The 21,598-nt window shown below is 45.5% G+C and carries 21 protein-coding genes and 1 other annotated feature; of the genes, 5 read left to right on the top strand and 16 right to left on the bottom strand.

Annotation, left to right across the window (positions count from 1 at the left end; genetic code table 11):
* Window positions 1–77 precede the first annotated feature (77 nt).
* Window positions 78–356: a YtzH-like family protein gene (locus ACTSEZ_RS12810; RefSeq protein WP_029278932.1), complete on the top strand. Its 279-nt coding sequence runs from the start codon at window positions 78–80 to the stop codon at window positions 354–356.
* Here ACTSEZ_RS12810 and ACTSEZ_RS12805 read toward each other — a convergent pair.
* The 7 genes from ACTSEZ_RS12805 to thpR all read right to left on the bottom strand — a co-directional run bounded on the left by ACTSEZ_RS12805 (window position 353) and on the right by thpR (window position 7,206).
* Complete coding sequence (locus ACTSEZ_RS12805; protein ID WP_369734578.1) at window positions 353–1,153, bottom strand: phosphotransferase family protein; 801 nt, start codon at window positions 1,151–1,153, stop codon at window positions 353–355. The two genes, ACTSEZ_RS12810 and ACTSEZ_RS12805, sit on opposite strands and share 4 nt — an antisense overlap.
* A 190-nt stretch (window positions 1,154–1,343) precedes the next feature.
* Complete coding sequence (gene pulA / locus ACTSEZ_RS12800) at window positions 1,344–3,476, bottom strand: type I pullulanase (protein ID WP_369734577.1); 2,133 nt, start codon at window positions 3,474–3,476, stop codon at window positions 1,344–1,346.
* Window positions 3,477–3,550: 74 nt separating this feature from the next.
* The gene (locus tag ACTSEZ_RS12795) at window positions 3,551–4,468 is read right to left on the bottom strand and encodes a diacylglycerol/lipid kinase family protein (RefSeq protein ID WP_369734576.1); all 918 of its coding nucleotides are present in this window, start codon (window positions 4,466–4,468) and stop codon (window positions 3,551–3,553) included.
* 126 nt (window positions 4,469–4,594) lie between these two features.
* Complete coding sequence (locus tag ACTSEZ_RS12790; RefSeq protein WP_369734575.1) at window positions 4,595–5,515, bottom strand: hypothetical protein; 921 nt, start codon at window positions 5,513–5,515, stop codon at window positions 4,595–4,597.
* Window positions 5,516–5,543: 28 nt separating this feature from the next.
* Window positions 5,544–6,230 carry an LrgB family protein gene (locus tag ACTSEZ_RS12785; protein WP_369734574.1) on the bottom strand — a complete coding sequence of 229 codons (687 nt, stop codon included), beginning with the start codon at window positions 6,228–6,230 and terminating at the stop codon, window positions 5,544–5,546.
* Window positions 6,230–6,613, bottom strand: coding sequence for a CidA/LrgA family protein (locus ACTSEZ_RS12780; protein WP_369734573.1), 384 nt, complete (start codon window positions 6,611–6,613; stop codon window positions 6,230–6,232). The genes ACTSEZ_RS12785 and ACTSEZ_RS12780 overlap by 1 nt, the downstream gene beginning before the upstream one ends.
* 44 nt (window positions 6,614–6,657) lie before the next feature.
* Window positions 6,658–7,206 carry an RNA 2',3'-cyclic phosphodiesterase gene (thpR, locus tag ACTSEZ_RS12775; RefSeq protein ID WP_369734572.1) on the bottom strand — a complete coding sequence of 183 codons (549 nt, stop codon included), beginning with the start codon at window positions 7,204–7,206 and terminating at the stop codon, window positions 6,658–6,660.
* A gap of 199 nt (window positions 7,207–7,405) precedes the next feature.
* Between thpR and cysK the strand changes: the two genes are divergently transcribed.
* Entirely contained in the window at window positions 7,406–8,338 is a 933-nt protein-coding gene (cysK, locus tag ACTSEZ_RS12770) for a cysteine synthase A (RefSeq protein ID WP_369734571.1), read from the top strand.
* A 26-nt stretch (window positions 8,339–8,364) separates the two neighbouring features.
* Here cysK and ACTSEZ_RS12765 read toward each other — a convergent pair whose 3' ends face one another.
* Entirely contained in the window at window positions 8,365–9,543 is a 1,179-nt protein-coding gene (locus ACTSEZ_RS12765) for an MFS transporter (protein WP_369734570.1), read from the bottom strand.
* A gap of 115 nt (window positions 9,544–9,658) precedes the next feature.
* Complete coding sequence (gene pepV / locus ACTSEZ_RS12760) at window positions 9,659–11,053, bottom strand: dipeptidase PepV (protein WP_369734569.1); 1,395 nt, start codon at window positions 11,051–11,053, stop codon at window positions 9,659–9,661.
* 332 nt (window positions 11,054–11,385) lie between these two features.
* Here pepV and ACTSEZ_RS12755 point away from each other — a divergent pair, with 332 nt between their 5' ends.
* Entirely contained in the window at window positions 11,386–12,687 is a 1,302-nt protein-coding gene (locus ACTSEZ_RS12755; RefSeq protein ID WP_369734568.1) for an NCS2 family permease, read from the top strand.
* Window positions 12,688–13,001: 314 nt separating this feature from the next.
* Complete coding sequence (locus ACTSEZ_RS12750) at window positions 13,002–13,226, top strand: DeoR family transcriptional regulator (RefSeq protein ID WP_029278908.1); 225 nt, start codon at window positions 13,002–13,004, stop codon at window positions 13,224–13,226.
* Window positions 13,227–13,315: 89 nt separating this feature from the next.
* On the opposite strand, the gene ACTSEZ_RS12745 is transcribed toward ACTSEZ_RS12750, so the two are convergent.
* Together ACTSEZ_RS12745 and ACTSEZ_RS12740 are read right to left on the bottom strand one after the other, a co-directional pair.
* The gene (locus tag ACTSEZ_RS12745; protein ID WP_369734567.1) at window positions 13,316–14,041 is read right to left on the bottom strand and encodes a pseudouridine synthase; all 726 of its coding nucleotides are present in this window, start codon (window positions 14,039–14,041) and stop codon (window positions 13,316–13,318) included.
* A gap of 145 nt (window positions 14,042–14,186) precedes the next feature.
* The gene (locus ACTSEZ_RS12740; protein ID WP_369734566.1) at window positions 14,187–15,809 is read right to left on the bottom strand and encodes a putative polysaccharide biosynthesis protein; all 1,623 of its coding nucleotides are present in this window, start codon (window positions 15,807–15,809) and stop codon (window positions 14,187–14,189) included.
* A gap of 181 nt (window positions 15,810–15,990) precedes the next feature.
* On the opposite strand from ACTSEZ_RS12740, the gene ACTSEZ_RS12735 reads away from it, so the two are divergent.
* On the top strand, window positions 15,991–17,268 hold the full coding sequence (locus ACTSEZ_RS12735) for a BaiN/RdsA family NAD(P)/FAD-dependent oxidoreductase (protein WP_369734565.1): 1,278 nt from the start codon (window positions 15,991–15,993) through the stop codon (window positions 17,266–17,268).
* A gap of 11 nt (window positions 17,269–17,279) precedes the next feature.
* Here ACTSEZ_RS12735 and ACTSEZ_RS12730 read toward each other — a convergent pair whose 3' ends face one another.
* From ACTSEZ_RS12730 to ACTSEZ_RS12710, 5 genes are all read right to left on the bottom strand, one after another.
* On the bottom strand, window positions 17,280–17,462 hold the full coding sequence (locus ACTSEZ_RS12730; protein ID WP_029278896.1) for a sporulation protein Cse60: 183 nt from the start codon (window positions 17,460–17,462) through the stop codon (window positions 17,280–17,282).
* Window positions 17,463–17,702, bottom strand: coding sequence for a DUF2553 family protein (locus ACTSEZ_RS12725; RefSeq protein WP_369734564.1), 240 nt, complete (start codon window positions 17,700–17,702; stop codon window positions 17,463–17,465). It abuts the gene before it with no gap.
* Window positions 17,703–17,813: 111 nt separating this feature from the next.
* Window positions 17,814–18,137, bottom strand: a complete 324-nt coding sequence (locus ACTSEZ_RS12720) for a rhodanese-like domain-containing protein (RefSeq protein WP_369734831.1) — start codon at window positions 18,135–18,137, stop codon at window positions 17,814–17,816.
* A 99-nt stretch (window positions 18,138–18,236) separates the two neighbouring features.
* A complete protein-coding gene (gene leuS, locus ACTSEZ_RS12715) occupies window positions 18,237–20,651 on the bottom strand; it encodes a leucine--tRNA ligase (RefSeq protein WP_369734563.1) in 2,415 nt (804 codons plus the stop codon).
* Between the two features lie 97 nt (window positions 20,652–20,748).
* Window positions 20,749–20,975 (bottom strand) — a binding site (T-box leader).
* Window positions 20,976–21,126: 151 nt separating this feature from the next.
* Window positions 21,127–21,450 carry a DUF4257 domain-containing protein gene (locus tag ACTSEZ_RS12710; RefSeq protein WP_369734562.1) on the bottom strand — a complete coding sequence of 108 codons (324 nt, stop codon included), beginning with the start codon at window positions 21,448–21,450 and terminating at the stop codon, window positions 21,127–21,129.
* Window positions 21,451–21,598: the final 148 nt, after the last annotated feature.

Below are 21,598 nucleotides of genomic sequence, written 5' to 3'. Positions count from 1 at the left end.
AACCGGCTGCATACATGCGGAATGAAAACAGCGTCTCCTGCACAAATTAAGAGAAGAATTTGCAAAGGAGGCTTTTTATGCCGCTTAAATACGAGAATCAAGTTGAGTTGTTAAAGGATATTCTGTCAGAGCACCAGAGTGACTGCTGCGGAACGGTTGCTGAATGCGAGCAGCTTGAGCGCGTGGTGAAATCTTTGATGGTTCATGCTGATGTGCATCAGGATTTAAAAGGTGTCCTGCAATCGATTTATTCGTACAGCCAGGACGGAAAAAATTCCCCTGAACTGAATTCATATATTACGTCTCAGCAAAATGTGCTGTCTCAGTGGATCAGCGACATTGATTCATTTTCTTAATCTGCGCTGATTTTTGTAATCATTTGACGGAGATAGCTGTGCCATTCGTTGGTTTCTTTTTCGTTGTGCTTGGCACGGTACCAAAGGGTATAGGTAATCGTTTGCGCAAGCACATACCAGAACATTCTGGCCCGGAGCTGATCGTTAAGCTGAAGACCGTAAGTAGAAAGCCAGCTGTCCCAGTCTTTTTCGTCAATGTACCAATACAGCAGCATGCCGATATCGATTGCCGGGTCTGCTATCAGCGCGCCGTCCCAGTCAATCAGATAGAGCTGGTTCTCGCTTGAGAGCAGCCAATTGTTATGATTGACATCGCAGTGGCAGACCACTTTTTCGGCACAATCCACATACGGCAGGTTTTCTTCAAGATAGTGAAGGGCCTGCAGCACTTCAGGGAGATAGAAATCTTCAAACTCAACCGTTTGTTTTAAATCCTCTAAAATCACGGATGGAGTAAGAGGCTGCTTACCAAGACGCTTCAGCATATCAAGCAGTTCTTTTGAATGATGGATCTTATGCAGCAGTTCCGCTACGTTTTCCCCGTTCATATCATTCGGCTTCAGTTCACGGCCGCTGAGCCAGTGCTGTGCTGTAATCACATCGCCATTTTCCAGTCTCTTTGTCCATACGAGCTTAGGAACAATTCCTTCTGCAGACAGAACGGCCAAGAATGGAGAACTATTTCGTTTTAAGAACAATTTTTGTCCTTCTCGCTGTGCAAAATAGGCATCGCCTGTTGCTCCGCCAGCAGGAGATAGCTCCCACTCGCTGCCTAGTAGTTGTTCCAACCAGTTCACCTTCAATTTCAACCCAACATTTCATTTATAAGTTTGGAATAGGAAAAGAAAGCATGCGCTTTTCCTGTCATTAGTCATCATTTCAGTCAATTAAAAAAGACAGCTAGTTTGATGAATCAAACAGATACAAGTAGCCATCCTTTTAAATTTTATCGTTTCCAGGCGAATTTAGTCAAGAAAAACCGAAAAGCTACTTTTGAAACAAGACTAAAGTGCCGATTTCATTTGCTGTGATTTGTGAGTCTGCCTTCTGATCATGGTGATCTTTATTCATCAATGGACTTGATGCGATTTCCCATTCTCCTCCCGCAGGAAGCGGAATGACCGCACCATTTCGATGGCTGCAGTGAATGACCGCGATGTGTCTCCATGGACCATAATCTTTTACGTCCATTAAAGCATATGCGTATACTCCGCCTTCATTTTTCAGTACCCGGTAATGTCTGCTGATTTCATCTGAAGCTGCAAACCGGAAGGCGCCGTGGGATTTTCTCAAGGCAATAAGATGCTTGATATACTCGACATCCTCAGCGTATTTCTCCCGCTCATTCCAGTCGAGCTGATTGATGTCATCAGGTGATTTATAGCTGTTTTCTACGCCTTTTTTCGTCCGGTAAAATTCCTGGCCGCTGTGAAAAAACGGGATGCCCTGCGCAAGGATGACCATTCCGGCAGCAAGTTTTTGCCTCATACGTCTGTCTTCATGCGCCTCATGAGGATTTGACACCTCCATTTTATCCCAAAGCGTATGATTATCATGGGATTCCACATAATTAATGGATTGCGCAGGCGACGTAAAATGGGCAATCGATCCTGTCATGACTCTTGCCAGCAGATCCGGGTTTGATGTATGCCCGAAAATAAAACCTTTATCGTAAAGGTTGAACGTGCTCCCTTTGATGACATCCCTGAACTGGTCATTGAAAAAAGAGATGCCCGGCATTTTCCCGGCGTTTGCAATAATGGCTTTTTTTTCATAGGAAAGCGGGGTGTTTAAGTCCCATCCTTCTCCCAAAATAAGAAGATCCGGTTTAATCCTCATACATGCTGCATGGACTTCATTCATCGTTTCAACATCTAAAATACCCATCAAATCAAAACGGAAACCATCTATATCATATTCGCTCAGCCAATAGGAAACAGAATCCACAATAAATTTCCGGGCCATTTTCCGTTCGGATGCGATATCATTTCCGACACCGGTACCATCTGACGGAAGTCCGTTGTGGTCGTGACGGAAATAATAGCCCTGTACAATTTTTTCAAAAGAAGAGGTCTCCCGGATATAAACGTGGTTGTACACGACATCCATGATCACTCTGATTCCGCTTTCATGAATAGACTGAATGGCGCTCTTTAATTCTTTTATCCGTTCGGCAGGGTCATCGGGCTTCACCGAATAGCTTCCCTCCGGCGCATTAAAGTGCAGAGGATTGTATCCCCAGTTATACTCTGCCGATGTGTCCTGTTCATCCACGCCTTCAAAGTCGTTAAAAGGCAAAAGCTCCAGGTGGGTAACACCAAGCTCCTGCAAATAGGAAAGACCAGACGATAATCCGCCGGTTGTTTTCGTCTCTAATTCGTTGAAGGCTGCGTATTTTCCCTTTTGCTTGATGCCGCTGTCCGGATGGATGCTGAAATCACGGATATGAGCCTCATATATAATGGCATCGGTCAATTTTTCAAAAGGTTGAGGTTTTTTTCTTTCCACATCTGTTTTTTTCAAATCGGTTATGACACCGTACTCTCCGTTTATGGAAACCGCTTTTGCATAAGGATCGACAGCTTCGTTCCAGATCAGGTTCACACAGACAAGATACGTATAGAAAACGCTGTCAAAATTACCCTGAAGCTCTATCATCCATATTCCTTTTTCTCCAAGCGTCATAGGCATCGTTTCTATTTTATTTACATCCGGAAAAAGAAGCTTTACTTTCACCTCTGTCGCAGTAGGAGCCCAGACCTTTAATACTGTGAATTCCTCCCCGTAAACTGCGCCAAGGTCATTTTCTCCGTAGTAAAAATAGTCGTCAAATAAATCTGTTCGGATGACTGCCCCCATCTGGAGATCGGTTTTCCGGTTCAGGTCATCGCAAATTTCGTACAGTTTTCCGAAGGGCTTAACGGACGGGTCAAACCTGCATTGAATCTTTACTCTGTTTTCAATCGTCTCGATCCGTTCACACTTGAGCTCTGTCCGGGTCTCCCCGTCAAGCAGATAGAACGTCCTCTTTCCCTCTCCCTGCATTTCTCCAGGAATTAAAATGGTGATTAAGTTCATTTCGTCAAGGTATGCATGATATGCACGTTGTACCGTTAGCATGTTGATTCACCTGCCTGCAATAGTTGTTTCTTCATCACACCAGTATACCCATGTGGACACGTCTTGATATTTATTCAGATATAATACTTTATGCTTTTTGGCCTTAATGTGACTGTAACAGGTGTTTCGCCTAAATATTCTCCGTCTGCATGCACCATGACAGAAACGGGGCCTGATATCGTGATTTCATGGCCCTCCATCATGCAAACTTCTTTCAGCCCTTTATGTCTGCCCGTAAAAACAAGTACAAAGAGTAGGAGCAGTTTGCCTCTGGATAATCCGTGGACAACGGTGGCGTTCAGCAATCCGTCATCAGGCCTTGCATCAGGGGAGATTTTCATTCCTCCCCCGTAATATGGATGGTTGCTGACTGCAGCAAGCCAGACCTTCTCAAAAACCTTTTCTTCGCCGTCAATCGTCACAGAGAGCAATCCGGGCTGGTAGGTGATAAGACCTTTTATAAGAGCAAGGGTGTATACGAAGGAGCCTGCACCCGCTCTATTCAGAATCTTTTTCCACTTCATTTCACTGGAAAGCTTCGCAACGTAGGCGTCGAAGCCTGCACCTATGCTGTTCACAAACAGCCGGTCTGCTTTCCCGGCCCTGCAGCAGCCCAAGTCGCAGCTTTTAGCCTGTCTGTTCAGTCTTGTGAGAATGGAGCCTTTCCCCTTTGAGCTGCCGTATCCCCTTTTAAAATCATTGCCCGACCCCGAGGCGATATAGCCGATCTGGATATGATCAAATCCGCTGAGCCCGTTTACAATCTCGTGAATTGTTCCGTCTCCGCCAATGCCTATCACCGTTTTCAGCCGGTAGTCATGTATGGATGCAATTTGCCTGGCAAGGACTTCTGCATGTCCGGCGTAATCCGTCATAAAAGACCGGTACTCCATGTTTTTCTTTTCCATTTCTGCTTTGATTTTTTTAAAGACACGCAAAGACCGTCCATTTCCCGCAACGGGATTTATAATAAAGTATATGCTGTTTTCCATCGTCAGCCCCATTATCTTCATGTGGATTATGAATACCTTAAGAGATATTCCGAGTCTAGTAAAATTATAGCTTTTTTCTTTGGGGAAGTGGGTGTAATCCAATAAAAAAATACGCCAAAAGGCGCATTAGTCATTTCTTCTGAACGATTCACTCACACAATTAGCCAAGAGCACACCGGCTGCTTTCAGCTGATCATGCTTCATCGGCATTGTATGATGGACGTGAGGATATATCCACTGGCTGTATGACCTTTTATCCGCAACTGTCAAATCATAGGAAGCCTCTGGGTATTCAACAAAGCCCTCTTTGCAAACAAGTGCTTTTTTCACTTTTAATCCAATCTCTTTTTCTTTTAAAAGCTGCTTTACAAGGGCTGCTGTCCGGCTGAGGCTGATTATCGGCGAGAGGAGACTTGATTCATCTTTTTCTCCGGGGTTTTTCCGCCAGAACCTTTCTGCTGATCCCATATAGACGTCATGGCGGTCACCTTCAAGAAAATGAATGCACGTGATTTCCCCCGGGCTAATTAAAATCGTGTCGAGGGCAATGGATGTATTTTTCACCCTGAGGACTGGAGCATACATGATCAGATGCTGATCCGGAAGCTTTTGCAGAAGCTCCTTCAGATTGCGGTCATCCAAGAGAGAAGGATCTGCAAATGATCTGTCCCTTATGGTTGACGTTGCCCATTTCAGCTGGAAATGAAAGACCCGCTTCATAAACATTTCCTTAAGCTCATCAAGGGAGCCGGGAATGGCATGAAAGCTCAGCTCAGATGAATCCATATTTGCTTCAGGATAAGTGACCGATGTGCCGGACCTTTCCTTTTTAAGCCTGTAACTACGTATCCGTGTCAGGGAATCTCCCACTTTTTCCGTGCTTTCCTTTTGCTCTTTTTTAACAAAATGGTGAAATTCATTCTTTTCAAAAGCTTCCTTCAGCATGAGCCACTGCTGTTTTTTCACACGCAGAAACCGGCTCTGATAGCGGTACAGATCCATTTCATATCTGGATATGCACGCGTGAACTTTTATTAATTGAGCCACTTTATGTAAACTCCTTTCGGGTCATTCCTCACAGAACATGTAAAAGAAACGGAACCAATACCGGGCACAGAACAGCCGTAAATATGGCGCACAGCGTCATGGAAATGGAACTGACAGCTCCTTCAAGCTCTCCCATTTCAAGAGCTCTCGCCGTACCTGTTCCGTGTGATGCCGCACCAAGTCCGACTCCTTTTGCAACGGGATGGCTAATGCCGAAAGCCTTCAGAAAAGAAGGACCGAAAACAGCCCCCGACATGCCTGCTATAACCACATAAATAGCCGCAAGCGCTGGGATTCCTCCAAGTATTTCTGAAATATCCATTGCAACGGGATTTGTGACCGATTTCGGAGCGAGCGACAGGATTATCTCCCGGTCTACATGAAATAATGCTGCAAGGCCGGCACCGCTCACAATTCCGATTATACTTCCCGATAGAACGCTCGTAAAAACGGTCCAAGCATACCTTTTCATCACATGTCTGTTTTCATACAGCGGATAGGCAAGTGCGACTACCGCAGGCCCTAAAAGAGCATCAATCCACTTTCCGCCGGTCATATACTCAGCATACTCCGTATCTGTGAGAAGGAAAAGCACAATTAAGAGAAAAGTGCTCGTTGAGATCGGCACTAATAGAGGAAAAGGGTATTTTTTATAAACCTCTCTCATAAGGGCGTACACGATAACCGTAAGGACAATATAGAAGATCACAGCCATTAAGAGTTTTCCCCCTCTCCTTCATTTGCCGTTTTTCTGGTGCTCATCCACTGGCTTACCGAAGCAGCTGACAGCATGACGAGAGCTGTGCTGAAAAGAGCAATCAGCGCGCTGATCAGGCCCCTTCCCGCAAACAGGTCAAAATGGTCCATCAGCCCGACCGTTGCAGGAACGAAAAGCAAGGCTAAATGTTTAAGCAAAAAGGAGCTTCCCTCCTTTAACAGCGGCAGTTTTATGAGTTTGAAGGACAGGCAGAAAAATAAAAGAAACATGCCGATAATGCTGCCCGGCATGGACAAGTTGAAAGATTGCTGAATGGCTGTGCCGGCAAAATAAAAAAGAAATAAACCGGCAAGCTGAATAACAATACGTATAAATTTCATAGTTTCCCCGCTTAGCGTAAAAGTCTTATTTATCTTATTGGGCATCAGCGCAATAAGACAGTTTCCATCGCATGGTACTTAGGGACTTCCAAAAGCCTGGTCTGAAACAGATTGATTTTTGAAACCTGAAAGGCTGACACCGGATGATCCGGAACCATCCCTCCCTGAAATTCTTCATCTGCAGCCCATTTTCGCGCGATCGTGATATGAGGGGCAAATGGACGTTCATCAAGTGCAAAACCATGTTCCCGGCACACGGAATATACCGTTTCCCTCATCTTTTCAAGCGGCTCTGATTTTTCCGCACCCGCCCAGAAAATACGGGGGGCCTGCTTTCTCCCAAATGTGCCGAAACCGCTGATTGTCAGGTGAAAGGAAGGAAACTCGCCAAGGGCTGCGTGCAGTTCCTTCATGACGGCCTGCAGCTGATCAGCGGAATCCGGATGCCCCAAAAAAGCGAGCGTCAAATGATAATCCAGAGGATGAACCCAGGACTTAAACAGCTTTCTCATCCCTTCTGTTCTTGCTGTCAGTCTATCTGCTTCATTCTGAGGGACAGGTATTCCAATAAAATAATGGGTTTGTGTCGTCATAATGGTTCCTTTCCCGTCTGTTTGCTAAGAGTATGGCTCTGCTCCGGCGCTTCCATGCAAAAACAGCGCAATCACTTTTTTCATTTTATCAAAGTCTCCGGGAAGAATAGAACCAAAGCGCCTTGCTTTAAGAAAATCGATTGCTGGGAAGGCAAACAGAGGATATGCTATTATATCAACTAAAGGAGCTGAAAAAATCATGCGTGTTGTAGAAAATGTGGCAGATTTAATTGGCCACACACCTCTTTTAAAATTAAACCGCCTGAATCCAAAAGACGGGGCTGCGGTTTACCTTAAGCTTGAGTTCTTCAATCCAAGCGGCAGTGTAAAAGACAGAGCTGCTTTTAATATGATTGTCGAGGCCGAAAAACAGGGCCTGTTAAATGAAAATTCAACGATTATCGAGCCAACGTCAGGCAATACAGGCATCGGACTTGCGATGAATGCGGCAGCAAGGGGCTACAAAGCCATTCTTGTCATGCCTGATACGATGACACAGGAGCGCATCAATCTGCTTAAAGCTTACGGTGCAGAAGTTGTGCTTACACCCGGCGACGAAAAAATGCCCGGTGCTATAAAAAAGGCAAACGAGCTTGCAGAGGAAATCCCTGACAGCTTTGTTCCCATGCAGTTTGAAAACGAAGCAAATTCTGATGCCCACCGCAAAACAACGGCACCCGAGATTATTGCCGCAATGGATGAGATCGGGAAAAAGCTTACTGCATTTGTTGCCACAGCTGGCACTGGCGGAACCATTACAGGCACCGGCGAAACGCTCAAAGAGCACTATCCGGATCTGACCGTCCATGTTGTAGAGCCGGCCGGCTCCCCGGTCCTTTCAGGTGGAAAGCCCGGCAAGCATAAGCTTGTCGGCACGAGCCCGGGCTTTATTCCGGACATTCTGAACCAGAATGTTTACGATGAGATTTTCAAAATACAGGACGCTGAAGCGTACGATATCACACGCAGACTTGCTGCTGAAGAGGGAATCTTGGTCGGTCCATCCTCAGGTGCAGCCTGCTTTGCCGCCCTTGAAGTTGCAAAACGCCTGACACCGGATGATGTTGTTGTCTGCATCGCATGCGATACAGGCGAACGCTATCTATCAAGCGATGTATTCAGAGAAGAATAAGTCTTTTAAAAAAGAGCTGTTCCGGATCAAACCGGAACAGCTCTTTTTTGATTCAGCTTCATCACACAAAGGATGACAAGCGCAATAAGGGACATCGTTCCAAAGAACAAATACACATGAAGAATAGAATACCCTTCAAGGATAAGGCCCCCGAAAAACGTGCAAAACCAGTTTCCAAGCCCGTTGCCGACAGATGAATACAGAGAAATCGCCGTTGCCCCTACAGAAACAGGAGCAAGCTCTCTCACATACTGAAGGGCAGCGGGAATGAACAATCCAACAGAAAACCCCTGTGCAATCGTTGTGGCATATACAACCCCAAGAGGCGGTTCAAAGAAATACAGAAACCATCTGAGACATGAAATGCATGTTGCCATAACCAGGATGTTCATCATGCCGAGGCGCCTGATCCAGCTGCTTGCAAACTTCATAAACGGGGCTTCACTGCCGGCCGCAAGCAAAAATGCAATGCCGATTCCGGTCAGCCCGCCGCCAAGATCAGCGACAAAAATGCCGAAATAAATATTGTTGGCAAGAATAGGGCCAAGAACAAGAAATGCGATAAATAGAAACAGAAAATACCTCGGCACATTCGCAAGTTCTTTTATGCCGTCACGGATGCTGATCTGCATCGTCCTGCTTTCATTCGGCAGCTGAGCTGCGAAGAAAACGGCAAGAAACAGCACGAGTGCAAAGGAATAAAAAATCACGTGAAGAGAATAGTGTTCAGACAGCTGGCCAACAGCCATGACAGCAACTGCAAAACCCACAGCTCCCCACAACCTGATTGAACCGTATTCCGTTTTGGTTTTGTGAACATAATTCATTGAGATGCTGTCGGATAGAGGAATCAGGGCACTCTGAACAACTGCAAGCAGCAAAGCAATCACGATCAGCCAGAAATAGCCGTCAAGAAGTGAGAATACAATCCCAAACAGTCCGGCAAGCGTCAAAGCGACGGTCAGTAAAACAGTCGGTTTCTGCGTGATGTCACTTAAAATCCCCCACAGCGGCTGAACTAAAATCATAACAACCGGGCTGATGCTCATAATGATTCCAATCTGGCTTCCTGAAAGTCCTACACTGTCCTTTAAATAAACCGGCAATAATGGAAACAGAGATCCAATGGCAAAAAACATGAGAAAATAAAACGAACAGAACGAAACCCGCGTCATGCGGTGTTCTCTTTGAAGAGTGTAATCCAAACCAGCAGCCTTCTTTCCCCACCTGTCATTTCGATTGCTAAAAACCGCTCCCTGGAAAGAGAGCGGCTAAAAGCTTCTTCAAATATCCTACCACATGAAAAGCGTTTCGTTAATCTTATTTTGCCAGTTCATAAATGGCCTGAGCATAAATGGCCGTTGCCTTCAGAAGATCGTCGATGATCACGTATTCATCCTTTTGATGTGCTACATCCGGTCTTCCCGGAAACATAGGTCCGAAAGCGACACCTGCTTCAAGCGACCGCGCATATGTTCCTCCGCCGATGGCAATCAGTTCAGCCTTCTCTCCTGTCTGCTCCTCGTAAACCTTTTTAAGCTTTTGAATGAGTTCATGCTCTGCTTCCACATAATGCGGTTTTGAGTCGCTGAAGGATGTAAGGTGAAAATCAGTGATGGATTTGAGTCCTTCCTGAATCCTTTCCGAATCTGCTGTAACAGGGTAGCGGATGTTTACCCCAAGCTCTCCGCCTTCTTTGCTGTCATATGACATGATGCCGAGATTGACTGTCAATTCTCCGCTAACTTCGTCTTCACACTGAATGCCGATTTTCTCTCCTCTTGTATCATTGCTGAAAAAGGCGGTCATTTGCTTCAAAAAAACCTTTCCATTATGATCAAGCTCAGCTTCAGCAAGGAAAAGCCCAAGCAATAGCCCTGCGTTTTTGCCTGTATGCGGAAGGCTTCCGTGAGCGGAAATTCCTTCAGCGGTTAATTTGAGGGTGCCATTCTCTTCTGAAACACTGCCTTTGATTTCGTACTGGGAAAGGTAGCTGCTGTATTTCTCGGAAAGGGCTTTTGCATTATCTGTCTGAACGATTGCTTCAGCGAAATCCGGCACCATGTTAAAACGTCTTCCTGATTTGAAAGAAAGGAGCTTTGGTCCATTTTTGCTGATGCTCGCTTTATCAAAATGGAACGAAAGCTTTGCATCAATAATACCCTTTTCGGCATTTATAATTGGAAAATCTGCATCTGGAGCAAAACCGAGGGAAGGCATTTCTTCATGTTTGAAGTAGTGCTCCACACAGCCCCAGTCACTTTCTTCATCGGTTCCAAGAATCATCCGCACCCGCTTGTTCAGCGGAAGCCCGAGATCCTTCACAATTTTCATGGCATAATAAGCTGCCATTGTCGGGCCTTTATCATCAATCGCCCCGCGCGCGTAAATTTTTCCGTCGCGGATTTCCGCTCCAAATGGATCGCTGCTCCAGCCGTCCCCTTCAGGTACAACATCGACATGACAGAGTATGCCTACAATTTCATCTCCCTGTCCCATTTCAAGGTGTCCGGCGTAGCCATCGAGGTTTTTAGCCGTAAACCCGTCTTTTTCTCCCTTTTGGAGCATGTGAGTTAATGCTTTATGTATGCCTTTTCCAAATGGAGCGCCTTCTGTTTTTGATTTTTCATCCAGCACGCTCTTAATCCGCAAAAATTCCTGAGTATCTTCGGTAAATTGATCTTTTCTTTTCAGTACTTCCTGCATCCAATCCATTTGCATACCTCTTTTCATGATCATTTTCATCGTACCTCTACTTAGTTAAGATACCAAAGGATGCAAACATAAGAAAGCGCTCCACGGAGAAACTAAGCTTAAACAAAAAACAAAAACTCTTGCAAATCTACCTAAAAACGAATAATATAATAAATGTTTTGCAAAAACGTTCGTTTATCAAGTGCACTCATCACTCATTCTGCTTCTGCTGCCGATAAACAGCGCAGAAAAAAGCAGATACCAATTATTCAACAGCGGTCCCTGCATTCAAGGGACCTTTCTCATGACAGCAGCTGATGGCTGCCTGAAAGACTACACATTGGAGGCTTACTATGTTTAAACTGAAAGAACATCAAACAACGGTACGCACAGAGACACTTGCAGGAATCACAACATTCCTGACGATGGTCTACATCGTGGTTGTAAACCCGATTATTCTTGCAGATGCAGGCGTTCCATTTGACCAGGTATTTACAGCCACCATCATTGCGGCAATTGTCGGAACACTGTGGATGGCTCTTGCTGCAAATTACCCGATTGCGATTGCACCCGGAATGGGTTTGAACGCTTACTTCGCCTACTCGGTTGTCGGCGGCCACCAGGTCAGCTACCAGGTTGCCTTTGCCTCTGTTTTTGTGGCGGGCATCATTTTCCTGATCTTATCGCTGACACCGTTCCGCAAAAAACTGATTGAAGCCATCCCGGCTAACCTGAAATACGGCATCACAGCGGGAATCGGTCTGTTTATCGCCTTTATCGGCCTCAGACTGACAGGTATTGTAACAGACCATCCTGAAAACCTTGTGACGCTTGGCGATCTATCTTCACCACCTGTTGTCCTAGCTCTGATCGGGCTTGCAGTTTCCCTGCTCCTTATGAGCCTGAACGTTCATGGCGCCCTGTTCTTCGGGATGATCATTACTGGAATTATTGCCTATTTTACCGGACAACTTTCATTTGAAAATGGTTTTGTCTCTGTACCGAGCCTGCCTGAAGGATTTATGGTCCTGAACCCGGCCGATGCCATTGGACAGGTGATTTCAAATGGTCTTTACGCCGTTGTTTTCTCATTCCTTTTGGTTACGATCTTTGATACAACCGGCACGATGATCGGCGTTGCCCAGCAGGCCGGTCTTATGAAGGGTAATGAACTGCCGAATGCACGCAAAGCGCTGCTTGCCGACTCTGCTGCAACGACTGTAGGCGCTATGTTCGGCACAAGCCCGACGACTGCCTACATCGAATCCTCTGCAGGCGTTGCCGCCGGAGGACGAACAGGACTCACTACATTAACTGTTGCCGTGCTGTTCGGGCTTACCGCCTTTTTCAGCCCGCTTGTAGGAGCCGTTTCAGGCATAGCAGCCATCACAGCCCCTGCCCTGATTATCGTAGGAAGCTTAATGATGGGCAACATTGCGAAAATTAACTGGAACGAACTTGACGAAGCTTTCCCGGCCTTCCTTGTCATCATCGCAATGCCGCTCACTTCAAGTATTGCAACAGGCATAGCGCTAGGCTTCATCTCTTATCCGCTAATGAAAATAGCAAAAGGAAAATGGAGAGAGGTTCACCTGTTTGTTTATATCTTTGCCGTTCTGTTCTTTATTCAGCTCGTGTTCCTTGGCGGACATTAAAAGCCGCTCATAAAACACTTCAAAAGCACCCATACTAGAAATGGGTGCTTTTTTATATGCATAAAAATGTCATACTATTCAGAATTAATTACATATAGTAAAATAAGAAATATAGAACAAATCAGTGTGTAACAAGATTAAAACTATGTAAAAATTTTGTTAATTCTAGCTTTTCGCTGGTATGATGATGTCGAAATCGTGTAAAATATTGTTGTAGCGTTCATAAATTAAATTAGTACAGTAACATCTGCAGTAGGGGACATCGTAGGTTGCAGTAGGCTATGCCATACGATCAAATGATAAGGAGTGGTTTTTTGAAACCTTCAACAAACCGTATGCTAACTCGTATCAAATCTGTCTACATGTTTATCCATGAAAGAGGTACTGTTACAACTCAGCAGCTTGTTGACGAATTTGGTATTACACCCAGAACCATTCAAAGAGATTTAAATGTGTTAGCGTATAATGACCTGGTTCGGAGCCCAAGCAGAGGCAAATGGACAATTACACAGAAGAAGGTTAGAAAAATGTCTTCCTAGAAAGCCGTTTATTCCGGAAAAAAATGTTAAACTTGCATACATAAGAAAACCAGTCTGCCCATTTGGCGACTGGTTTTTTTCTTGTCATTTTACAGCTCTATGGCCTGTGCATTCCTCAAAGCTTCCACTTCTTCGTCCGTCAGCTCTCTGTATTCTCCGAGTTCAAGACTCTCATCCAGATGAAGCGGGCCCATGCTGATGCGCTGAAGATAGGCAACTTTTTTGCCGACTGCCTCAAACATCCGTTTTACTTGATGGAATTTGCCTTCAGTGATGGTAATATGAATCTCTGACCGTTCTCCTGCTTCGATGATTTCAAGGCGGGCAGGCTTTGTGACATACCCGTCATCAAGCTCTACTCCTTCTTTGAAAGCAGACGCATCTTCTTCTGTCACATGTCCCTCAATTTTCGCATAGTACGTTTTTGGCACATGCTTTTTAGGAGAAAGCAGCTGATGCGACAGCTGGCCGTCGTTTGTAAGGAGAAGAAGCCCCTCTGTGTCTTTATCCAGACGTCCTACAGGAAATGGCTTGTAGACGGCATCAATCATTTCTAGCAGATCAATAACCGTTTTCTGGACAGAGTCCTCTGTGGCCGACAGGAAGCCGGCCGGTTTGTTCAGCATCAGGTAAATGTGCTCTTTGTACTCAACTGTTTCACCGTGAACCGTCACGGCCTGAAGCGCTGGGTCAACATGTGTTTTGGCATCCTTGATGATCTTGCCGTCAGCCTTTACAGCACCTGTTTTCAAAAGCTGCTTGACTTCTTTTCTGCTTCCATAGCCTATATTTGAAAGTAATTTATCGATTCTCATTGTACGACCTGCCTTTTAATTAAAATATAGATTAATGCAAGGGCGGATTCTGAAATTATACCGTTCCTTTCCCCTCCACTGGTTTGTATGGATTATGCTGACTAGCATCCCTCTATTTCCAAAAAGAGCTTTTAAAAAAGAAGGCTTACTCAGAAGCCTTCTTCTTGCGGTTTAGAAAGGAAAAACGGCTTCCGAGAAGCTTCTCAAGCAAATGAGAGCGGTGCGCTGCGTAAAGGTATGCAGCTGCTCCTAAGCCAATTGCAATCAGCAGAATGATGACTGACTGCATTTTCCCATCAGAGTATTCAATAAAAATAGATAGAACGGATTGGGTGACTGACACGACTAGACCCATGAACGCCGTCAGAATTCCGATAAAGACGGTGCGTTTGAACAGGAGCTTGAATGAATAGCCGGCGTGGCGGCGGATCATCGCAAAACTGTACAGAATGGATGCACCGAACCCAAGCGCAGTTGCTAGAATGGATCCGGCTCCCTGGAACGCCTCGATGAGCGGAGCATTCACAGCAAGTTTAATGATCAGTCCAAGCGAAAGGGAAATGACAGCAAGCTTTTGCTTGTTGATTCCCTGAAGAACGGCGGCTGTTACGGTAAAGAAAGAAAACAGGATCGCTACAGGCGCGAACCATCTCAGCAGGCCCGGGCCGTCCGGGTCGTTTTCGTAGAAAAGCATATAGGCAGGCTCTGCAAGTATAACGAGCCCAACAATCGCAGGCAGAGTCAGGAATATGATAATCTGAAACGCCTGATCAATTTGTTTATTTACAAGCTTCATATTCTTATCTGTGAAGGATTTTGTAATCGTCGGTACAAGCGTCAGTCCGAAAGCTGTCGCGAGTGATACAGGTATCATCACCAGTTTTGGAAGATACAAGACTACAATTGAGAAAATCCCGGTTGCTGTTTCTTTAAATCCGCCTTCAACCATCGATTTAATGAACGTATTTGTATCAATGTACGTATATAAAGGGATAGCAAGTCCAACAAAAACAAATGGTCCTGCGTATGAAAAAAGCTCTTTAAACATGCGTCCTGCGGGCATGTCTTGAGAAGGAACCACATTCTCCCTCATAGCTTCAAGAGTGTGTTTGCGGCGCTTCCAGTAAACAAACAGCACAAGCAGGCCTCCGATGGCTCCGACAAATGCAGCAAAGGTGGAATATCCGACTGCTGTGACCAGAGAGCCGTCAAATACCTTAAGAACCAGGTAAGCTGACGCAAGCAGGAATGCAATCCTCACAATTTGTTCTATGACCTGAGAAACTGCAGTTGGCCCCATTGACTGATGCCCCTGGAAAAATCCCCTGATCAGACTCATAATCGGCACAACAATTAAAGCGAGACTGACCATGCGGATCACAAGCACAGCATCGTCAATCGTAGTATTGCCGATCTCTCTTTGTCCAAGCGAACTTTCAGCCAAAACCGGCGCCAGAAAATAGAGAATGATAAACGCAAGCACTCCCGTTAAAAACATAACCGAGATACCCACTCGGAACATTTTTCTGCTTGTTGCGTAATCTCCTATGGAATTATACTTAGATACAAATTTTGAAACCGCTTGGGGGAATCCCATGGTCGCAATGCCGAGGAAAACGGCATACTGCGCATATCCGATCTGGTACAAGGCCCCGCCGTCTTTTCCGACAAGCGCATAGAACGGGATAATGTAGATCATTCCAAGAATTCTTGATATGTAGGTGCCAAGCGTTAATACGAGTGTTCCCCGCAATAATTTATTCGACATGAATGAAATCACCAATTTCTCTCTGAAGATTCAACTTTTCTATTTTAACACATTAGGCACCTATAACAAGAATCTTTGTACGTGGCATATCTAAACATTAAATGCCGGATTTGGCATTTTACATGATTCCGCTATAATAGGGAGAGAAAAGGTTTTTTCAGAAAGAAAAGGTTGTGAAAGCATGAAGGTTGATGTAGTTATTATCGGAGGCGGTCCATCCGGCCTGATGGCAGCGATTGCTGCAGGTGAAAAAGGAGCAAGCGTCCTCCTGCTCGATAAAGGAAACAAACTCGGAAGAAAGCTTGCGATTTCAGGTGGCGGCAGATGCAATGTCACAAACAGGCTCCCGGTTGATGAGATCGTTAAACATATTCCCGGAAACGGACGATTTTTATACAGCGCATTCTCAGAATTCAGCAATGAAGATATCATCCTCTTTTTTGAAAAGCTTGGCATACAGCTGAAGGAAGAAGACCACGGCAGGATGTTCCCTGTCACAGACAAAGCTCAGTCGGTTGTCGATGCTCTTCTTAATGAACTTAAGAAGCTGCGTGTGACAATCCGGACAAACGAGCCTGTGGAAACGATTGAGTACGAAAACGGCCAGACTGCCGGCGTACGGTTGAAAAACGGCGAGTATATTCAGACACAGTCGGTTGTTGTTGCTGTCGGGGGCAAAAGCGTTCCCCATACCGGAAGCACAGGAGACGGGTATGCCTGGGCTGAAAAAGCAGGTCATACCATTACTGAGCTTTTTCCAACAGAAGTTCCGGTAACATCCAATGAACATTTCATTCAAGAAAAAACGCTCCAGGGCCTCTCTCTCCGGAATGTCGCCCTGAGCGTGCTGAATCCTAAAGGCAAGGTCATCAAAACGCACCAGATGGACATGATCTTTACCCACTTCGGGATTTCCGGACCGGCTGTTCTCCGCTGCAGCCAATACGTCGTCAAAGCGATGAAAAAGTTCAAAACCACGGCTATTCCCGTGAGCATCGACTCGTTTCCGGAGCGGAACCAGGAAGAGCTTTTTCAAGAGACGGTCAAGCTCTTCAAAACAGAACCTAAGAAAGCCGTTAAAAACGTGTTGAAAGGATTCCTGACTGAAAGATACCTTCTGTTTCTGCTTGAGAAAAACGGAATAGACCCGAATCTGCCCGCTGCCAATCTGCAGATGGAAAAATGGCGCTCCTTCATACAGGACTGCAAAGGATTTCAGTTCAACGTCCACGGGACGCTGTCAATTGACAAGGCGTTCGTCACCGGTGGCGGAGTATCCGTTAAGGAGATCCATCCGAAAGAAATGGCATCGAAACTTATGGACGGTTTGTATTTTTGCGGAGAAATCCTTGATATCCACGGCTATACAGGAGGCTACAACATAACATCTGCTCTTGTTACAGGCAGGCTTGCAGGTAAAAATGCCGCTCAATATGCAAAGGAAGCAGCTAGTTTATAGCGGCTTCCTTTTTAGGTTCTGTATAATATCAGGGCTGAAAAACAATAAAGCTGCTCCCCGTTCTGATCGCAGGCTGCCGACACATTGTACTTTATATCAACAAGCTGCTCATCTGAAATCGACTTCAGGAATTGATTGATTGCCTTCTCCAGGTCTTTTTCATGTTCTTTATCAAAAACGGCCACCTTGTACATTTAGCACCATCCCATATCACAGCCTTCCGCGTATTGCTGCTGGAGCTCGCAGTTCCGTTCATACACGCGGTAAAACCTGTCCTCTTCCATCATGAATCCATTTACTAATTCATATTCCCGTCCATCAGACGTTATGACAAGCTTTCCGATATACTCCTTTCCAATGTAAAGCTCCATAAATTCCCCGTGCAGCTTTGCGACAACGCGATCCGTTACATCAAGCTTGTGATAGTCAGACATATCACATCCCTCCTTAGTTGAAGTGTATTTTTAACGGCTGTTGTTTATGATAGCGTTTTCATTTTGGCTGTTCATTCAACAAAAAAACCCTGCCGAAGCAGGGAAATTGAATTATGCCAATTCACTTTTGCGTTTTGTGTCGCCTTTCCAGTCAAGCATGCCGCCCGCCATGTTCGTCACTTTGTAGCCTTTGTCCTCCATGAAGGAACAGACATTGCCGCTGCGTCCGCCTGATCGGCAGATGATGATGTATTCTTTGTCTTTATCAAATTGATCAAGCTTTTCAGGAATTTCTCCCATGCGGATATGTTTTGCTTCAGGAATCATCCCTTCTTCCACTTCATCATCCTCACGTACATCTACAAGGTTCAAAGTCTCTCCGCTTTTCAATTTAGTATGTAATTCGTCTGTAGTAATTTCTCTCATTGAAATCATCCTTTCTGTTTCAGATGGCTTTATTATACCAAAGCCTGTGTATGACATACCACTTTCACAAATGCAATGAAAAAAGCAGGCGCCATGGCCTGCTTTATCTCAGTTTGCTACAATATTTACAAGTTTTCCGGGAACGGCAATGATTTTGCGTATTGTTTTTCCGTCAACCTGTTCTTTCACGTCAACGTCTGAAAGAGCAAGCTCCTGCATTTCTTCGCGTGTTGCGTCTTTTGGAACGTGAAGTTTTGCTTTCACTTTCCCGTTTACCTGAACGACGATCTCCACTTCGTCCTCTACTAATTTGCCTTCGTCGTATGCAGGCCATGTTTCATAGGAGACTGTTCCTTCGTGGCCAAGCTTTTCCCATAATTCCTCTGCAAGGTGAGGAGCTACCGGTGAAAGCAATTTAACGAAGCCTTCCATATAAGACTTCGGAAGAACCGTTGCTTTGTAAGCCTCATTAATGAAAACCATCAGCTGGGAGATCGCTGTGTTGAAGCGCAGCCCTTCGTAATCCTCTGTTACTTTTTTAACGGTTTGATGATACACACGCTCTAAGCTGTCAGATGTGCTGTCTGTCACTTTTGCATTCAGGGCTCCGTTATCTTCGACGAACAGACGCCATACGCGGTCAAGGAATCGGCGGGCTCCGTCAAGTCCTTTTTCAGACCAGGCGATAGAAGCCTCAAGAGGTCCCATGAACATTTCATAAAGGCGGAGTGTATCTGCGCCGTGGCTTGCAACGATATCATCCGGGTTGACAACATTGCCTTTGGATTTGCTCATTTTTTCGTTGTTTCCCCCGAGAATCATTCCCTGGTTAAACAATTTCTGGAACGGCTCTTTTGTAGGAACAATGCCAAGATCGTAAAGCACTTTGTGCCAGAAGCGCGCATACAGCAAATGAAGAACCGCATGTTCCGCACCGCCGATGTATGTGTCAACAGGCAGCCACTGCTTGATTTTTTCAGGATCTGCAAGGTGATCAGCGTTCTTTGGATCAATATAGCGCAGGTAGTACCAGCAGCTTCCGGCCCATTGCGGCATCGTGTTTGTTTCGCGTCTGCCTTTTTTGCCTGTTGCAGGGTCTGTTACGTTCACCCACTCTTCAATAACGGCAAGCGGAGATTCGCCTGTGCCTGAAGGGCGGATTTCTGTCGTCTTCGGCAGTGTCAGAGGAAGCTCTTCCTCAGGTACTGCTGACATTGTGCCGTCTTCCCAATGGATAATCGGAATCGGCTCACCCCAGTAGCGCTGGCGGGAGAACAGCCAGTCACGAAGACGGTAAGTCGTTTTCTTCTCGCCCTTTTTATTTGTTTCAAGCCATGCGATCATGTTTTCGATGGCTTCTTCTTTATTTAAGCCGTTAAGGAAATCAGAGTTCACATGCCGGCCGTCGCCTGTATATGCTTCATTTTCAACATTGCCGCCTTCAACAACTTCTTTGATCGGCAGGTCGAATGTTTTTGCGAATTCATAGTCTCTCTCGTCGTGTGCGGGAACAGCCATAATAGCGCCGGTTCCATAGCTTACAAGAACGTAGTCTGCAATCCAGATCGGCATTTTTTCGCCGTTTGCAGGGTTAACAGCAAACGCCCCTGTGAACACTCCTGTTTTTTCTTTCGCAAGATCTGTCCGCTCAAGGTCACTCTTGCTTTTTACTTTATCAAGATAAGCTGCTACAGCTTCTTTTTGGTCTTCTGTTGTAATTTTATCAACTAAGGCATGCTCGGGAGCAAGCACAGCATATGTCGCGCCAAAGAGAGTATCCGGGCGTGTCGTGAAAACGGTAAAGGATTCTGCATGTCCGTCAACGTTAAACTGAACGTGCGCTCCTTCAGAACGGCCGATCCAGTTGCGCTGCATTTCCTTAATGCTCTCAGGCCAGTCAACCTCTTCAAGGTCCTCAATCAAACGGTCTGCATATGCCGTGATTTTCAGCATCCATTGTTTCATCGGGCGGCGTTCTACAGGATGGCCTCCGCGCTCGCTCTTTCCGTCGATGATTTCTTCATTCGCAAGAACCGTTCCCAGAGCAGGACACCAGTTGACCGCTACCTCATCAACGTAAGCAAGTCCTTTTTTATATAACTGAAGGAAAATCCATTGTGTCCACTTGTAGTACTCAGGATCTGTCGTATTGATTTCACGGTCCCAGTCATATGAAAATCCGAGGCTTTGAATCTGGCGGCGGAACGTATCAATATTTTTGGCCGTGAACTCTGCAGGGTCATTTCCAGTATCAAGCGCGTATTGCTCAGCAGGAAGACCGAATGCATCCCACCCCATCGGATGAAGGACGTTATATCCCTGCATGCGTTTTACGCGGGAAAGAATATCTGTGGCCGTAAAACCTTCCGGATGTCCCACATGAAGGCCCGCTCCTGATGGATACGGAAACATGTCAAGTGCGTAAAATTTAGGCTTGCCGGCATCTTCCGTTGTTTTGAACGTTTTATTTTCAAGCCAGTAGTTCTGCCATTTCTTCTCGATTTTTTCGTGCTTGTAATTCATCATTATCCTCCTCTGATTGGTGCGCTGTTTCTACTAATTCAGTTTGAACGGGATTTGGATTGTTAAACGGAGAAAACAGAAAAAACCTCCCGTCCCCGAAAGGGACGAGAGGTTTATTTCCCGCGGTACCACCCAATTTAGCGCCATACGGCACTCACTTGATATCCGTAACGTGGATCACGACAGACATTACCGTGCAGGCTGCCCTGCAGTTCGCATCTGTAACTCAAAGGTGAGTTCGCAGGCATTGGATGATTGACTCTCACCGTCCGTCAATTCTCTGAGCATCCGCAGTCTGTTACTAATCCTTATCACCGTTCAAAATCATAAAGTTATACATGTATTTTATAGAATTTGAACCACGGTTGCAAGCTGTTCGCTATAAAAACTTCAGAAATGGGCAAGAATGCGGGAAAATCATGCTTTTAATAGAAGTGTAAGATGTTGAGAGATAAGGTGTGAGATGGTTTGGAGATTATTTCGCTTGGCGCTCATTGTCTTTTACAGGCTGTTCGATGCTGTCCTGCTGCTGTCTGACAAAGTCAAAACTCCGAAGTACGGCCTCCCCGCTGTAACCAGCGATAATAGAAAGCACGACAAGCTGAAATGAGGATGAAGGTTCTGTAGATAAAACGAGCAGGATCGATGCGGTCGTGCCCATTGCGATATCCTCCCAGAAACCGAGGTAGATAAAACGCTTGGTCATTCTTGGCTTTTCCATCCTTCCTTTCTTTTTAACATGTCCAAGCAGTCCCATTAACCCCCCAATCAATGACGCTACAAGTACAGTCTGCAGCATAAGATCACCTTCCTAAAGCCGTAATAAATTCGGCACGCGACTTCAGGTACAAGATATATTGCTTCTCTTTGCTTGTACAAATCAATAAAACCAGAAGCTTGTTTTACTTCCATTATATGTGAATAGCAATGGAACAATCTTGATTAAA

Origin of the sequence: Metabacillus mesotrionivorans (genome assembly GCF_052171315.1) — a bacterium.
In the GTDB taxonomy this organism is placed as follows: domain Bacteria; phylum Bacillota; class Bacilli; order Bacillales; family Bacillaceae; genus Bacillus_P.
Note: the sequence above shows the minus strand (reverse complement) of the source record. Positions and strands in the feature narration are given on the sequence as shown.

Coding starts and splice junctions, on each gene's coding strand:
- ACTSEZ_RS12810 (WP_029278932.1), top strand. CDS start 78: ATGCCGCTTAAATACGAGAATCAAGTTGAGTTGTTAAAGGATATTCTG.
- pulA (WP_369734577.1), bottom strand. CDS start 3,476: ATGCTAACGGTACAACGTGCATATCATGCATACCTTGACGAAATGAAC.
- ACTSEZ_RS12795 (WP_369734576.1), bottom strand. CDS start 4,468: ATGGAAAACAGCATATACTTTATTATAAATCCCGTTGCGGGAAATGGA.
- ACTSEZ_RS12785 (WP_369734574.1), bottom strand. CDS start 6,230: ATGGCTGTGATCTTCTATATTGTCCTTACGGTTATCGTGTACGCCCTT.
- ACTSEZ_RS12780 (WP_369734573.1), bottom strand. CDS start 6,613: ATGAAATTTATACGTATTGTTATTCAGCTTGCCGGTTTATTTCTTTTT.
- thpR (WP_369734572.1), bottom strand. CDS start 7,206: ATGACGACACAAACCCATTATTTTATTGGAATACCTGTCCCTCAGAAT.
- cysK (WP_369734571.1), top strand. CDS start 7,406: ATGCGTGTTGTAGAAAATGTGGCAGATTTAATTGGCCACACACCTCTT.
- pepV (WP_369734569.1), bottom strand. CDS start 11,053: ATGGATTGGATGCAGGAAGTACTGAAAAGAAAAGATCAATTTACCGAA.
- ACTSEZ_RS12755 (WP_369734568.1), top strand. CDS start 11,386: ATGTTTAAACTGAAAGAACATCAAACAACGGTACGCACAGAGACACTT.
- ACTSEZ_RS12745 (WP_369734567.1), bottom strand. CDS start 14,041: ATGAGAATCGATAAATTACTTTCAAATATAGGCTATGGAAGCAGAAAA.
- ACTSEZ_RS12740 (WP_369734566.1), bottom strand. CDS start 15,809: ATGTCGAATAAATTATTGCGGGGAACACTCGTATTAACGCTTGGCACC.
- ACTSEZ_RS12735 (WP_369734565.1), top strand. CDS start 15,991: ATGAAGGTTGATGTAGTTATTATCGGAGGCGGTCCATCCGGCCTGATG.
- ACTSEZ_RS12730 (WP_029278896.1), bottom strand. CDS start 17,462: ATGTACAAGGTGGCCGTTTTTGATAAAGAACATGAAAAAGACCTGGAG.
- ACTSEZ_RS12725 (WP_369734564.1), bottom strand. CDS start 17,702: ATGTCTGACTATCACAAGCTTGATGTAACGGATCGCGTTGTCGCAAAG.
- ACTSEZ_RS12720 (WP_369734831.1), bottom strand. CDS start 18,137: ATGATTTCAATGAGAGAAATTACTACAGACGAATTACATACTAAATTG.
- leuS (WP_369734563.1), bottom strand. CDS start 20,651: ATGAATTACAAGCACGAAAAAATCGAGAAGAAATGGCAGAACTACTGG.
- ACTSEZ_RS12710 (WP_369734562.1), bottom strand. CDS start 21,450: ATGCTGCAGACTGTACTTGTAGCGTCATTGATTGGGGGGTTAATGGGA.